Source organism: Stenotrophomonas sp. 85239_Sma, from assembly GCF_056481725.1.
The window spans coordinates 2,609,821-2,624,483 of record NZ_CM151163.1 but is presented as its reverse complement, the minus strand read 5'-3'; the positions used below and the strand labels follow the sequence as shown (position 1 = coordinate 2,624,483).

Sequence of the window (14,663 nt, the reverse complement as noted above, 5' to 3'; positions counted from 1 at the left end):
ATCGTCGCCAGGTACCTGCACGCTAAGCTGGCGGCATGAGTGAATTCAATCCCGCCTACGCTTCGTTGTTTCCGCAACAAGGACTGAGCCTGGGCCTGATGACGCCCGTTGCGGCGCATGGGCTGGCCGATCCGCGCGAGGCGCGGCGCATTGCACGGCTGGCCGATGACCTGGGCTTTGCCGCGTTGTGGACGCGCGACGTGCCGTTGATGGTACCGCAGGGCCCGGATGCGACAGCGAGCGCACTGGATGACCCGTTCCTGTGGCTGGGCATGCTGGCCGCCGCGACCGAGCGCATCGTGGTCGGCAGCGCGGCCATTGTGCTGCCGCTGCGGCAACCGCTGCAGGTGGCGAAGTCGGCCTTGAGCCTGGACCGGATCAGTGACGGGCGCTTCGTACTGGGCCTGGGTTCGGGTGACCGCCTGGAGGAGTTCGCTGCGTTCGGCGAGGATCTGGAGGGGAGGGCGGCCACGTTCCGCGAGCGCTGGTCGCTGCTGCGCGCCGCACTGTCACCCGATGCCGGGGAACGGGCAACAGTGCTGCAGGCGACCGGTGGCTTTGATGTGCTGCCGGCGCCGGCCACGCGCATCCCGATGCTGGTGGTGGGTACCGCGCGGCAGAGCCTGCAGTGGATCGCGCGCGAAGCCGAGGGCTGGGCCACGTATCACCGCGAGGAGGCCGCACAGGAAGGGCGCATCGGCCTGTGGCAGCAGGCGCTGGGGCAGCGCAATGGGCCAGGCAAGCCGTTCGTGCAGTCGATGCTGCTGGACCTGCAGGCGGATCCGCAGGCGCCAGCCGAGCCGTTGCCGCTGGGCCTGAAGGTCGGCCGCGACGGTCTGCGCGCCTATCTGATGCGCGTGCATGCGCAGGGCGTGGCGCATGTGATGTTCAACCTGGTCGACAACGGGCGGCCGATGGACGCGGTGCTGCGCGAGATCGGGGAGCAGGTGCTGCCGCATATGCTCCGGTAGGTGTCCACCTTGGTGGCCCGGCGCTACCCGGCGGTGTCCGGAACGTTCGCATCTGCGTATCATTCGCATTTGATATCCCGATGCCGGAGCCCCGCGTGACCCAACGTTCCCCCATGCACCCGACCGGACGCCTGTTCGCGGCGGTCGCTTTCATCGAGGCCGTGACCTGGGCCGGCCTGCTCATCGGCATGTGGATGAAGTACGGCCCCATGGCCAACGTGGCGTTGGTGAAGCTGTTCGGCCCGCTGCACGGCGTGGCCTTCCTGGTCTACGTGGCGGTCACCCTGTTCGCGGCGGTGCGTCTGCGCTGGCCGTGGTGGGCGAGCGCGCTGGCCCTGCTGGCGGCCATCCCGCCGCTGGTGACGCTGCCGCTGGAATGGTGGTTCAAGCGCCGCGGCCTGCTGGGCCTGCGTGCAATGCGCTGAACCCACTGTTGCACGCCCATTCAAGAGAATGGGTATCAAATGCAAATACGAGCCGTTATCATTTAAGGGCGGCATCCAGTCCTGAACAGGGCCGGTGCCGGGCGGGGCGCAGGTGCGCCCGGCCATCCTTTCCTGTTACGGCTGGTGTTCCATGCACGCACGTCCCGTCGTTCCCGGCTTGCCGGCGCTGGTGTTGGCTGCCCTGATCGGCACCATGGCGATGATGTCCTTCGTCGCTGTGATCGGCCCGGTGGTCCGCATGCTCGGTCTGTCCGAGTGGCATGCCGGCCTGTCGGTCACCGCCGCCGGCGTGCTGTGGATGCTGGCGGCCCGTCCGTGGGGCCAGCTCAGCGACCGCATCGGTCGCAAGCGCGTGCTGATGTTGGCGATGAGCGCGTACACCGTGGTCTACATCGCGCTGGCGGTGTTCATCGACGTCGCCCTGCAGGCGGTGCCGCCGGTACTGGTATCGGTGCTGGTGCTGGTCGGTGCGCGTGGCCTGATTGGCCTGTTCTACGCGGCGGTGCCGCCCACTGCTGCCGCGCTGATTGCCGACAAGGCGCCGACCGGACAGCGTGCCAATTTCCTCGCCCGGCTGGGTAGTGCCAACGCATTGGGCATGGTGCTGGGGCCGGCTGCCGCGGGTTGGCTGGCCTATACGAACCTGTCATTGGCGCTGTATGTGGCCGCCGTGCTGCCGCTGCTGGCGCTGGCATTGCTGGCCTGGCGGCTGCCGGCCACGCCACCAGTGGCCGGCGGCGGAACGCAGCGGCGCGCGCCGATGCGCCGTCTCGACCCACGCTTGCGCCTGCCACAGTTGGCTGCATTCATTGCCATGATCTCGGTGACCATCGCACAGGTGACGGTGGGTTTTTTCGCGATTGATCGCCTTGGCCTGGATGCAGCTGCGGGTGCACGCATGGCCGGCATCGCACTTACCGCGGTTGGCGTCGGACTGATCCTGGCGCAGGCGCTGGTGATGAAACTGGACGTGCATCCACGCCGCTGGATCGTGCTCGGCGCCCTCGTTTCCGGAATCGGCTTTGCTTCGGTAGCGGGCGTGCAGCAGGGCTGGCAGTTGCCGGCGGCGTACGCGCTGGCCGCGTTCGGCATGGGCTTCGTATTCCCCTCGTTCCAGGCGCTGGCCGCGGACGCGGTGGAAGCGCACGAGCAGGGTGCGGCTGCGGGCACCGTTGCTGCCGCGCAGGGCCTGGGCATGGTGGCCGGGCCGATGCTCGGCACGCTGTTGTATCGCGGCGGGCCCAGCCTGCCATACCTGCTGGTCGGCACGCTGCTGCTGTTGCTGTGCGCGCTGGCCGCAGTGCATCGCATGAAGGAGACCCCATGAACGATTCCCTGATGCAGGCGGCGTGGCCGGAGGCTGCGCCGGCGGCGCTGGAGAACACCGACGATGCGTCGCTGTTCCTGCTGCAGCATGCTGGCCAGCATGTGCACGCACGTGGTTGCCGGGCGACGCTGCCCGGTGGCGCACTGGCAACCCTGGCCGAGCGGGTTGCGGAGTTCTTCGCCCAGCAGCGTGGCGGCCCGGGCCTGCTGGTGGGCGCGGTGCCGTTCGAGCCGCGTGCCGACGACGCGCTGTACCAGCCCGAGCGGCTGCTGCCGGCGTTGCCGCTGCAGCCACAGGCGGCGCCGCCGCTGGAGGGGGCGCTGCAGGCCGAGCCCGCAGCGCAGGACTATGCCGGCGCGGTTGCCGCAGCCGTGAGCGCGCTGCGCGCGCCCGAACAGGACCTGCACAAGGTGGTGCTGGCACGCAGCCTGCTGGCCCGCACCCGGCAGGCGCTTTCACCGGAGGTGCTGCTGGCACGGTTGGGTGCGGATCCCTCGGTGGCCACCTATGCGGTGCCGTTGCCGGTCGAACTGGGGCAGGCGCCGGCCTGGCTGGTCGGGGCAACGCCGGAGCTGCTGCTGCGCAAGCGTGGCGTGCAGCTGCTGTCGCACCCGCTGGCCGGGTCCGCGCGCCGCAGCGCCGATGCCGTCGAAGACGAGCGTGCCGCGCAGGCGCTGCTGGCCTCGCGCAAGGACCATGACGAGCATCGCCACGTGGTCGAAGCCATCGTCGAAGGCCTGGCGCCGTACTGCAGCCACATCGATGCACAGGCGCGGCCGGCGCTGCATGCGACTGCCAGCATGTGGCACCTGGGTACCCGCATCCACGCGACCCTGAAGGATCCGCAGACAACGGCGGCCGAGCTGCTGGCGCAACTGCATCCCACACCGGCGGTCTGCGGGACACCGCGCTTGGCGGCACTGCAGCGCATCCGTGAGCTGGAGCCGGTGCCGCGTGGTTTCTACGCTGGCGCGGTCGGCTGGCTGGATGCACAGGGTGATGGCGACTGGTACGTGGCGATCCGCTGCGCACGGCTGCAGGGCACGCAGCTGCGCCTGTACGCCGGCGCCGGCATCGTCGCCGACTCAGCGCCCGAGGCCGAGGTCGCCGAAACCGCAGCGAAGTTCGCTGCCCTGTTGAACGCGCTGGGCGTCCATGACGCCGCGCCCGCCATCGAGCCTGCCGTATGAATACCTCCGCTGATACTTCCCGCTTGCCACTGCAGCAGGTATGGCCTGATGAGCTGGTGGCGCGCTATCGCGAGGCCGGTCATTGGCGTGGCGAAACCTTCCCGGCATTCCTGCGCCAACGCGCGGAATGCTACGCCGATGACATCGCAGTGGTCGCCGGCGATGTACGCCTGAGCTATGCGCAGCTGTGGCACGAAGCCGGTCGCATCGGCGCCGGCCTGCTGGCGCTCGGCCTGCAGCCAGGCGACCGGGTGCTGGTGCAGCTGGGCAACACCGCCGGGTTCATCACCACGGTATGCGGGCTGTTCCGTGCCGGGCTGGTGCCGGTGTATGCGCTGCCTGCGCACCGCATCACCGAGCTGGTGCACTTCGCCAACAAGGCCGAGGCCAGTGCCTACATCACTACCGACCTGCACGATGGCTTCGATCATCGCGGGCTGGCGCGGGCGCTGCAGGCGGAGGTGCCGTCGGTTCGCCATGTGGTGATTGATGGCGGTGCCGCGGAATTCATCGCGCTGGAGTCGCTGCAGGGCGACCGCAGCGAGCTGCCGGCCGATCCGGATCCGCAGTCGGTGGCGTTCCTGCAGATCTCCGGTGGCAGCACCGGGCTGTCCAAGCTGATCCCACGCACCCACGACGACTACATCTATTCGTTCCGTGCCAGCAATGACCTCTGCGGCATCGACCGCGACAGCGTGTACCTGGTCGCGCTGCCGGCCGCGCACAACTTCCCGATGAGTTCGCCCGGCTTCTTCGGTGCGCTGTATGCCGGCGCCCGCGTAGTGCTAAGCCCCGGCCCCGGACCGGATGCGGCCTTCCCGCTGATCGCCCGCGAGAAGGTGACCTGCTGTGGCCTGGTGCCGCCCTTGGCGCTGTTGTGGGCACAGGCGGCGGCGACCACCCCACACGATCTGTCCAGCCTGCAGGTGCTGCAGGTGGGCGGTGCCAAACTGGTGCCGGAAGCGGCACGGCGCGTGATCGACGGCCTGCGCTGCACCTTGCAGCAGGTGTTCGGCATGGCCGAGGGGCTGGTCAACTACACTCGCCTGGACGATCCGGAGGAACTGATCGTGGCCTGCCAGGGCCGGCCGATCAGCCCGGATGACGAGGTACGCGTGGTCGATGACCACGATCAGCCGGTGCGCGAAGGTGAAGTAGGCCATCTGCTGACCCGCGGCCCGTACACCATCCGTGGCTACCACAACGATGCGGTGGCCAATGCGCGTTCGTTCACCAACGACGGCTTCTACCGCACCGGCGACCGTGTGCAGCAGTTGCCCGGTGGCTACCTGGTGGTGCAGGGCCGCGCCGGTGACCATATCAACCGGGCGGGCGAGAAGATTTCCGCCGAGGAGATCGAAGACCATCTGCTGGCGCACCCGGGCGTGTTCGACGCCGCCGTGGTCTCCATTCCCGACGAGTATCTCGGTGAGCGCAGCTGCGCGTTCGTGATCCAGCAGGGTGAGCCGATCAAGGCACCTGCACTGAAGGCCTGGATGCGCACGCGCGGCCTGGCCGCCTTCAAGGTGCCGGACCAGGTCGTGTTCGTCGAAAGTTTCGATACCACCGCGGTCGGCAAGATCAGCCGCCGCGAACTGCGCGCGCAGCTGCGTGCGCGTCATCTGCAACAGACAGGAGGAACGCGCTGATGGCGCTGCCCCGCATCACCCACTATCCCTTGCCGACCGCTGCCGAACTGCCGCAGGCGCGCGGCCCGTGGCGCCCGCAGCGCGATCGTGTCGCACTGCTGGTGCATGACATGCAGCGCTACTTCCTGGCCGCATTCGACGCCGGGAACGCGCCGCTGCGGCCCGCGGTGGACAACATCGCGCGCCTGCTGGCGCATTGCCGCGCACACGCCATTCCGGTGTTCTACACCGCCCAGCAGGGCGACCAGGATCGCCGCGACCGTGGCCTGCAGGCCGACCTGTGGGGGCCGGGCATGCGCCGCAGTGCCGATCATGAGCCGATCATCGAGGCGCTGGCACCGCAACCTGGCGAGCATGTGCTGGTGAAGCACCGCTACAGCGCGTTCCAGCGCAGCAACCTGGAAACACTGATGCGGGTGCGTGGCCGCGACCAGCTGCTGGTGACCGGCGTTTACGCGCATATCGGCTGCACTGCCACCGTGGTCGAAGCCTTCCAGCGTGACATCGAGGCGTTCATCGCAGCTGACGCGGTGGCGGATTTCTCCCGCGCCGACCACGATCAGGCGCTGCACTGGATCGCACGCACCTGTGGCGTGCCGATGACCACGGATCAGCTGCTGGAGGTGCTGTGATGGCGGCCACGGCTGAGGTGCTGGATCTGGAGCGGATGCGTGCCGACGTGGCGCGGGTGCTGGAGTGCACGCCGGCCGAGATCGGTGACGACGACAACCTGATCGACCTGGATCTGGATTCGATGCGCATGCTCGGCCTGGTCCTGGCCTGGGGCAACACCGGTCTGCCGCTGGAGTTCTCGCAGCTGGCCGAGCACACCACGCTGCGCCAGTGGTGGGGTGTGGTACAGAAGCTGCAGGCCGCGCAGAACGCATGAACGCCGCCGCGCTGGCCACGCCGGTGGCATTGACCGAGGCCCAGGCCGGACTGTGGTTCGCGCAGCGGCTGGCACCGGGCAATCCATCGTTCAATACCGCGCATGCGGTGTGGATCGACGGCCCGCTGGATGTGGCCGCGTTCGCTGCCGCGGCAGACCAGGCGGCGGGCGAAGCCCAGGCTTTCGCACTGCGCTTTGCCGAGGGAGCCGACGGTCAGCCGCTGCAGTGGCGTGATCCGGCGCATGTGCCGCTGCTGTCGCTACGTGATCTATCCAGCGAGGCCGACCCGGCGTCGGCGGCGCGCGCCCTGATGCAGGCCGACCGGCTCAGCGCGGTCGATCCAACCCGCGACCGTATCAGCCAGCAGGTGTTGTTCGATCTGGGCGGGCAGCGCTGGGTCTGGTATCTGCGCGTGCATCACCTGGCCGCCGATGGCTATGGCATGGCACTGTTCACCGATCGCGTCTGCGCGTTGTACGCAGGGCGTGGCGGTGAGGCGCTGCCGGCCTTGGCAGGAGTGCTCGCCGATGATGCCGCGTACCGTGCCGATCCGCGCCGTGCGCAGGCCGGGCACTGGTGGCGCGAACAGTTGCAGGGGGCGCCGGCAGGCGTGGGCCTGGCGGGCACCATGGCGGCCAGCGACGATGCGCTGCGCTGGGTACAGCCGCTGGATGCCGGGTTCCGTGAACGGCTGCTGCAGGCCTCGGTGCGTTGGTTGCAACCGTGGCCGGATGTACTGGCCGCACTGTCTGCCGAGTATCTGCGACGAATGAGCGCCACCGATGAAGTGGTGCTGGGCGTGCCCTATATGGGCCGGCTCGGCAACGCATCGGCGCGCGTTCCGGCAATGGTGATGAACGTGCTGCCGCTGCGGGTGGCGGCCGGCGAGGGCAGTGTCGAGGCGTTTACCCGGGCATTGGGCCGGCAACTCAGCCAGGGCCGCAAGCACGGCCGCTATCGTGGGGAGCAGTTGCGCCGTGACCTGGGCCTGGTGGGCGCGCAGCAACGGCTGCATGGGCCGCTGGTGAACGTGCAGCCGTTCTACACGCCGCTGGCCTTGCCGGGGGTGCAGGCCACGCTGGAGGTGCTGTGCACCGGGCCGGTTGACGATCTGACGCTGGGCTTCCGTGGTGACGGCCAGCGCCTGCTGGACCTGGAGATTGAAGCCAATCCCGCGCTCTACAGCCGCCAGGATGTGCAGGCGCACGCGGCGCGGCTGCTGCATTTCGTGTCGGCGGCGCTTGAGGCTGAAGACATCGCGGCGGTGCCGCTGGCCACCGTTGAAGAAGCGCAGCAGGTGGTGCACGGTTTCAATGCCACCGCGCATGCACTGCCGCAGACCACGCTGGTCGAGCTGCTGCAACAGGGCATGGACCGCGATCCACAGGCACCCGCGCTGGTGTTCGGCGACGCCGCGTTGGATCACGCAACGCTGGAAGCGCGCAGCTTCGCACTTGCCGCGCAGCTGCGCGCGATGGGCGTCGGCCCGGGCAGTGTGGTGGCGGTGGCGCTGCCGCGCTCGCTGGAACTGGTGATCGCGCTGGTGGCGGTGCTGCGTGCCGGCGCCGCCTACCTGCCGCTGGATCTGGCCCATCCTGACGAACGCCTGGCCCGCATCCTTGCCTCGGCACGACCGGCCTGCGTGCTGGCAGCGGCGGACGTGTCGAAGCGCATGGCCGGTGTGCCGGTGCTCGCACCCAAGCAGTGGACCGCGCTGAGTTTCGCGGCACCATGGGCCGATCCGGCGCCCAGCGATGCAGCCTATGTGATCTATACCTCCGGTTCCACCGGGGAGCCAAAGGGCGTGGTCATCGAGCACCGCGCCATCGTCAACCGCCTGCTGTGGATGCGTGAGCACTACGGCATCCGTGCCGACGACCGGGTGTTGCAGAAGACACCGGCGACCTTCGATGTCTCGGTCTGGGAATTCTTCCTGCCGCTGCTGTGCGGAGCCACGCTGGTGATCGCCGGGCCGGATGCACATCGGGATCCCACAGAGCTGGCGCGACTGATCCAGGCCCATCGCATCACCACGGCGCACTTCGTGCCGTCGATGCTGGATGCCTTCCTCTCTGCACCGGCCTCCGAAGGCCTGCAGCTGCGGCGCGTGTTCACCAGTGGTGAGGCGCTGGACGCATCGCTGCGCGATCGTTTCCACGGGCGCGTGCACGCCGAGCTGCACAACCTGTATGGCCCGACCGAAGCAGCAGTAGACGTGAGCTACTGGCCGGCCTCGGCGCAGGATCGCGCACGGCCGGTACCGATCGGTTTCCCGGTCTGGAATACCCGCCTGTACGTACTGGACGCGCGGATGCAGCCGCTGCCGGTGGGCGTGGCTGGCGACCTCTACCTTGGGGGCGTGCAGTTGGCGCGTGGCTACCTGGGTCGCGATGACCTGACCGCCGAACGCTTTCTGGCCGATCCGTTCCTGCCGGGTGAGCGCATCTACCGCACTGGCGACGTAGCGCGTTGGCGCAGCGATGGCGCAGTCGAATACCTGGGCCGCAGCGATCACCAGGTAAAGCTGCGTGGCCTGCGCATCGAACTGGGGGAGATCGAGGCGGCGCTGCGTGAGCTGCCGGGCATGGAGCGGGTGGAAGTGCTGCTGCGCCAGGACGCACCCGGTGATGCCCGGCTGGTCGCCTATGTGCCGTCCGCGCTGGCAGACGCCAGCGTGCTGCGCAGCCATCTGGCCACACGCGTGCCGGACTACATGATGCCGTCGGCGTTCGTTGCCGTGGATCATTGGCCGGTGACCGCCAACGGCAAGCTCGACCGCAACGCCTTGCCGAAGCCGCCGCAGAACGAGCTTGCTGGGCTGGCGCCGCGCACGCCGCTCGAACAGGAACTGGCCGTGCTGTTCGCACAGGCGCTGGGCCGCGAATCACCGGTGGCGGTGGATGCGGACTTCTTCAACCTCGGCGGCGACTCGCTGTCGGCAGTGCACCTGCTGCTGGCCATCGAACAGCGCTGGCGCTGCGATCTGGGCCTGGGCGCCTTGTTCGCACAGCCGACCGTGGCCGCACTGGCGACGCGCATCGCCGAACCACCGGCGCTGGCCGATCACGCGTTGGGACCGGTGATCTCGTTGGCCGCGACCGATGCGGCCGAGCTGGCGCCCTTGTTCGTACTGCACCCGGCTGGCGGCATTGCCTGGAACTATCGCAGTCTGGCGCGCGCCCTGCAGCCGACGCGCGCGGTGTACGGCCTGCAGTCGCCCGCGCTGGATCCGAAGCAGCCGTTGCCGCCCAGCATCGAAGCCATGGCCAACGACTACGTGCAGCGCGTGGTCGCATTGCAGCCGAAGGGACCGGTGCACCTGCTGGGCTGGTCGGTGGGCGGCATCCTCGCCCAGGCGATGGCGGTGCGCCTGCATGAGATTGGTCGTGAGGTCGGTGAACTGGTGCTGCTGGATGCCTACCCCAGCGAAGTGTGGCGCGCCGAGCCGGAACCCGATCCTATCGCAGCACTGCGCGCCCTTCTGGCGATTGCCGGGCATGACCCCGACGCACATCCGGAGCTGGACAGCCGTGAGCGCATCCTCGCCTTCCTGCGCCGTGGCGGCAGTGCGCTCGGCAGCCTGCCCGATGTCGTGCTGGATGGGGTGGTGCGTGCAGTGACCGGTACCAATCGCTTGATCCGGGAGCATCATCATCGGCCGTTCGACGGCACGTTGGTGCATGTGCGCGCGGGTCGCGACCATCAGGCGCGGCCGCAGCTGCAATCGGCGTTGTGGCGCGCACACGCACTCAGGGTGCAGGCACTGGAACTACCGTTCCTGCACGCCGAGCTGACCGGCCGCGATGCGGTGGCGCAACTGGCGCCGTGGTTGTCGGCGCGCCTGCGCCACTGGGATGAGCAACAGGAGATCGCAACATGCAGTTGACCGGCTTTGAGGGTCGCGTGGCACTGGTGACCGGCGCTGCCGGCGGTATCGGCGAGGCGCTGGTTCGCTTGCTGGCCGAGGCTGGCTGCACGGTGGTGGCGGCCGATCGCGAGGCGCCCGTGGTAGCAGATGCACGTGTGCAGGCGTTTGCGCTCGATGTGACCGACAGCGTGGCGGTGGACGCGCTGGTGGATCGTGTAGAAGCCAGCATCGGGCCGATCGGCCTCGCCGCCAGCGTGGCCGGGGTGCTGCACGTGGGCGAGGTGGCCGGCACCACCGATGCCGATTGGCGCCAGGTGTTCGCGGTCAACGCCGATGGCGTGTTCCATGTCGGGCGTGCGCTGGCGCGGGTCATGTCACCACGACGGCACGGCGCGATCGTCACCGTCAGTTCGAATGCGGCCGGCGTGCCACGGCACGGCATGGCGGCCTATGCCGCGTCCAAGGCCGCCGCCACGATGTTCACCCGCTGCCTCGGGCTGGAACTGGCGCCACTCGGCATTCGCTGCAACATCGTCGCCCCGGGTTCAACGCTGACCCCGATGCAGACCGGCATGTGGCAGGACGAGCATGGGGCAGAGCGGGTGATCGCCGGCAGCCCGGAGACCTACAAGGCCGGCATCCCGCTGCGCAAGCTGGCCACCCCGGAGGATGTCGCGCACTCGGTGATGTTCCTGCTCTCCGAGCAGGCCGGGCACGTGGCGATGAGCGACCTGTACGTGGACGGCGGCGCTACCCTGCGCGGCTGAGGTCTGCCAATGCCGGGAGGCAACCCATGGTGCTGGTAGTGCCGGCCGTTGGTCGTTGGCCATCGCCTCCGCCTGGTCCGGCGTTCCATTGCCGGTCAGGTCTACGACCACATGTCTGCGCCGCCGGCTCTTTGAAAGCGAAGCTGCAGTGGCATGTGTAATCGACCCGTTCAATTACATCGAACGCCGGGGGCTGGTGCAGTCACTCGCGTGGGTTGTCATGCCGGATCATGTTCACTGGATGTTCGAGCTGCGTGCAGCCCACCTTCCAGCGGCCGGCACTACCCATCGGTGTTCAGCGCGGCTTGCGCGTGCGCTTCGGCTTCGTGGCATCGCCGCCGCTGGCCGCACCATCCTGCAGCGCCTGCAGCCAGGACAGAGTGTCCACATAGTCGATGAAGTGGCGCAGGTAGCCGGGGCTGGTCGCCTGCATCGTGTCCAGCATGCGCTGCACAAGCACCGCCGAGTTCAGCGGGCCGCCGTCGGCGGGCGCTTCGGTGCGCAACGAGCGGCGCACCTGCAGTTCGCTGCGCAGTTCCGACCACTCGCGCTGCACCTGCTGCAGCATCGGCACTTGGGGATAGTGCGGCAGCGAGCGCGACCCCGCATCGAGGTCGCGCACCAGTGCGCGCAGGCCCTCCAGCGCGGGCGGCTTACTTGGCATCGGTGGCCTTGGGCTTGGGAATCGGTGCGATTTCCACGCGCCGGTTGCGTGCACGGCCGTCTTCGCTGGCATTGGAGCTGACCGGCTGCTCGCTGCCGAACGCGGCGGCAAATACTGCGTCGGCCGGCACGCCGTCGGCGATCAGGGTGCGGGTCACGGTCAGCGAACGCTGCGCGGACAGCTCCCAGTTGTCGGCGAAGCGGCGGTTGCCTTCGCGCACCGGTGCGTCATCGGTGAAGCCGCTGACCATCAGGATCTCTTCGCGCGTGCCCAGGTAGGCGGCCAGCGGTGCGGCCAGGCTGCGCAGCAGCTCCTGGCCTTCCGGCTGCAGCTGGTCGGAGTTCAGCGCGAACAACACGCTGCCACTGATGCCGATGCGGCCGTCGACCAGGGTCACGCGACCGGCGGCCAACGGGCCAGCCAGCGCCTGTTCCAGGGTCTGCAGGCGCTTGGCCTCGGCCTGGCGCTGCTTCACTTCCTGGTCCAGCCGCTGCGACAGCTCCAGCTGCACGGCGACCACACCGACCAGTATCAGCACGAACGCACCCAGCAGCACCGACATCAGGTCGCCGAAGGCGGCCCAGATCGGGGCGTGCGAACCGCCATCGACCTCCAACTCGTCGCTCATGCGCTGCCGGCCTTGGCGCGGCGCGCAGCCAGCTGCTGCAGTTCTTCCATCACCTGCTTCTGCGACAGCAGGCTGAGGTCGACCACCTCGCGCGCCTGTGCCACGTAGTAGGCCAGCTGTTCGTCGCTGCGGGCCAGCGAGGCATCCAGCGCGCCGCCGATCTGTTCCAGGCGGCTGGACAGTTCGGTGGAGGCGCTGCCGAATTGCGCGACCGCCTCACCGAAGGCGCCAGCCAGCTGGCCGACGTCGCCGGCGCTGCCGCTGAGCGCTGCGGCAATGCCATCCAGCTTGCCGGTCTCGGCGGCGATATGGTCGGTGAAGCGATTGCCGACGCGTTCCAGCAGCTCAGCCGAACCGCCGACCAGGGCGTCCACCGCGGTGCGCTGCTCGTGCGAAGCGTGGTTGATTGCATCCAGCAGGGTCTGCACGGTGGCCAGCAGGCGGCCGCGCTCTTCCAGCATCGCGTTGTCGCGCACCAGGCTCTCGGACAGCGTGCTGCGCAGCTCGTTGATGACGTCGGCGGCGGCCTTCGGCGCAGCGGCGGCCGTCTGCAGCAGGGTGGACACTTCGGCCAGCGTGGCGCTGGCCTGGGCGCGACCGTTCTCGCCGATCTGCTGCGCGGTTGCCGCCAGCGTGTCGCAGACCTGCTGCTGCTGCGCGGCCAGGCGTTCGCCGTTGGCCTGCAGGCGCTCGGCCAGATCGGTGGAAACGTGCTGCAGGGCATCGCTCCAGCGCTGCAGGCGCTGCTCGTCGCTGGCCTGCAGCTGGGCCTGCAGCGCGGCGTGGGCCTGCTGCAGTTCGGCACTGACCGCGTCCCAGCGCGCCTGGCGCTGCTGCTCGCGGCTGTCCAGGCTGGCCTGCAGTTCGGCGTGCGCGGTCGCGGCGGCGGCCTGCGCGGCCTGCCACTGCTGCGAACGCTGCAGTTCGTGATCCTGCAGCAACGCCTGCCTGGCGCCGTGGTGTTGTTCCAGTGCCTGCAGCAGCGCCTGCGCACGCGCGTCCAGATGCTCGCTGGCGGCCAGCAACGCCTGCTGCTGGCGTTCGACCAGCGCGGTATTCAGTGCCTGCTGCTGTTCGGCGGCGGCGCGCCAGGCCTCGGCATTGCCGCTGGCATCGGCCTGCAGGCGCTCGCCGATGCGCGCGACCAGTGCTTCGGCGTGCGTGCCCTGGCCATCGCTGAAGGCCTGCAGGTGCTGGCGCAGATCACTCACCAGCGCCTGTTGTGCCTGGGTCTGCTCGCTCACCACCTTGGCCCAGCTGGCCTCGGTGGCGACGCGGCTGCGCTCGAAACCGTCGCTCAGTCCAGACAACTGCTGCTGCACCGCCTGCTCGACACGGGTGTGCAGTGCTTCGCCGTGACGGGCCAGGCCAGCCAGGGTGGTTTCGGCCATCGGCTGCAGCGCGCCACCGATGGCAGCGGCGCTGGCCTCGGCACCTTCGCGCAGCGACTGCTGCAGCGAGACGGCCAGGCGTTCCTGCAGCGCCTGGCTCTGGGCCAGGAACTCGGCCTGGCCGGCCAGCAGGCGCTCATTGGCGACCGCACTGTGCTGTTCGAAGGTGCTGGTCATCGCCTGCAGGCGGTCGACCAGCGCCGGCAGCGCGGCGGACTGTGCCTGCAGCAGGCGCAGCGATTCAGCGCGCTGCCACGCCTGGGAGTACGGGTGCAGGTCGCCGGCAATGGCACGGTCCAGCTGCTGCACGGCCTGCAGGCGGTCACGGCGCAGCAGCGCGGCCAGCAGGCCGAGCATGGCCGAGCTGGCCACACCGGCGATCGAGGTGCCGAATGCCACCGCCAGGCCTTGGACCGGCGACGCCAGCGAGCCGCGGATGGCGGCCATGTCGGTCGCGCTCTGCAGGGCCAGGCCGGTGCCACGCAGGGTGTCCATCATGCCCAGCAGGGTGCCGAGCATGCCCAGCAGCACCAACAGGCCAACCAGGTACGGGGTCAGCACCGGCGCGGGCAGGGCGGTGCGCTCGCCTTCCACGCGCAGGCGCACCGCGTTGCGCAGGCCCACCGGCACGCGTTCCAGCCAGGGGGCAAGGCTCTCCTTCGCGCTGGACAGGTCACTCAGTGCGCTGCGCAGGCCGTTGCTGGCCTGGCGGTAGCGGTACAGCTCCACGCCACCGGCGATGTAGCAGGCCGCGATGATCGCCGCCACCGCTGCACCCAGCGGATGCACCGAAACGTAGCCAATGCCTATCCAGCACACGGCCAGCAGGCCGACAAGGAAGACAACGACATGGAAAGCAGTTCTGGACATGG

Annotated in this window: 12 protein-coding genes; 9 read left to right on the top strand and 3 right to left on the bottom strand. The window is 69.1% G+C overall.

From position 1 onward, the window contains the following. The first annotated feature begins 35 nt into the window (after positions 1 to 35). From ACYKG1_RS12300 to ACYKG1_RS12260, 9 genes are all read left to right on the top strand, one after another. Positions 36 to 971, top strand: a complete 936-nt coding sequence (locus ACYKG1_RS12300; RefSeq protein WP_478470628.1) for a TIGR03571 family LLM class oxidoreductase — start codon at positions 36 to 38, stop codon at positions 969 to 971. Positions 972 to 1,084: 113 nt separating this feature from the next. After that, complete coding sequence (locus tag ACYKG1_RS12295) at positions 1,085 to 1,396, top strand: DUF3817 domain-containing protein (protein WP_032129991.1); 312 nt, start codon at positions 1,085 to 1,087, stop codon at positions 1,394 to 1,396. Between the two features lie 151 nt (positions 1,397 to 1,547). Further along, on the top strand, positions 1,548 to 2,744 hold the full coding sequence (locus tag ACYKG1_RS12290) for an MFS transporter (RefSeq protein ID WP_100472902.1): 1,197 nt from the start codon (positions 1,548 to 1,550) through the stop codon (positions 2,742 to 2,744). Beyond that, positions 2,741 to 3,934, top strand: a complete 1,194-nt coding sequence (locus ACYKG1_RS12285; protein ID WP_478470627.1) for an isochorismate synthase — start codon at positions 2,741 to 2,743, stop codon at positions 3,932 to 3,934. Before ACYKG1_RS12290 ends, ACYKG1_RS12285 begins: the two co-directional genes overlap by 4 nt. Beyond that, entirely contained in the window at positions 3,931 to 5,583 is a 1,653-nt protein-coding gene (locus ACYKG1_RS12280) for a (2,3-dihydroxybenzoyl)adenylate synthase (protein WP_478470626.1), read from the top strand. Before ACYKG1_RS12285 ends, ACYKG1_RS12280 begins: the two co-directional genes overlap by 4 nt. Beyond that, complete coding sequence (locus ACYKG1_RS12275) at positions 5,583 to 6,215, top strand: isochorismatase family protein (RefSeq protein WP_262082385.1); 633 nt, start codon at positions 5,583 to 5,585, stop codon at positions 6,213 to 6,215. Before ACYKG1_RS12280 ends, ACYKG1_RS12275 begins: the two co-directional genes overlap by 1 nt. Next, positions 6,215 to 6,472: a phosphopantetheine-binding protein gene (locus ACYKG1_RS12270; protein WP_100472890.1), complete on the top strand. Its 258-nt coding sequence runs from the start codon at positions 6,215 to 6,217 to the stop codon at positions 6,470 to 6,472. Before ACYKG1_RS12275 ends, ACYKG1_RS12270 begins: the two co-directional genes overlap by 1 nt. Continuing rightward, positions 6,469 to 10,359 (top strand): amino acid adenylation domain-containing protein, encoded by a 3,891-nt coding sequence (locus ACYKG1_RS12265; protein WP_478470625.1) that lies wholly within the window; start codon positions 6,469 to 6,471, stop codon positions 10,357 to 10,359. The genes ACYKG1_RS12270 and ACYKG1_RS12265 overlap by 4 nt, the downstream gene beginning before the upstream one ends. Next, positions 10,350 to 11,108, top strand: coding sequence for a 2,3-dihydro-2,3-dihydroxybenzoate dehydrogenase (locus ACYKG1_RS12260; protein WP_478470624.1), 759 nt, complete (start codon positions 10,350 to 10,352; stop codon positions 11,106 to 11,108). The genes ACYKG1_RS12265 and ACYKG1_RS12260 overlap by 10 nt, the downstream gene beginning before the upstream one ends. A gap of 295 nt (positions 11,109 to 11,403) precedes the next feature. On the opposite strand, the gene ACYKG1_RS12255 is transcribed toward ACYKG1_RS12260, so the two are convergent. Genes ACYKG1_RS12255 through ACYKG1_RS12245 form a run of 3 tightly spaced genes read right to left on the bottom strand, consistent with a single transcriptional unit; the run spans position 11,404 to position 14,661 of the window. After that, entirely contained in the window at positions 11,404 to 11,844 is a 441-nt protein-coding gene (locus ACYKG1_RS12255; protein WP_329809544.1) for a DUF2894 domain-containing protein, read from the bottom strand. Next, positions 11,762 to 12,400, bottom strand: coding sequence for an OmpA family protein (locus ACYKG1_RS12250; RefSeq protein WP_032129979.1), 639 nt, complete (start codon positions 12,398 to 12,400; stop codon positions 11,762 to 11,764). The genes ACYKG1_RS12255 and ACYKG1_RS12250 overlap by 83 nt, the downstream gene beginning before the upstream one ends. Next, positions 12,397 to 14,661 (bottom strand): DUF802 domain-containing protein, encoded by a 2,265-nt coding sequence (locus ACYKG1_RS12245; RefSeq protein WP_478470623.1) that lies wholly within the window; start codon positions 14,659 to 14,661, stop codon positions 12,397 to 12,399. Before ACYKG1_RS12245 ends, ACYKG1_RS12250 begins: the two co-directional genes overlap by 4 nt. Positions 14,662 to 14,663 lie beyond the last annotated feature (2 nt).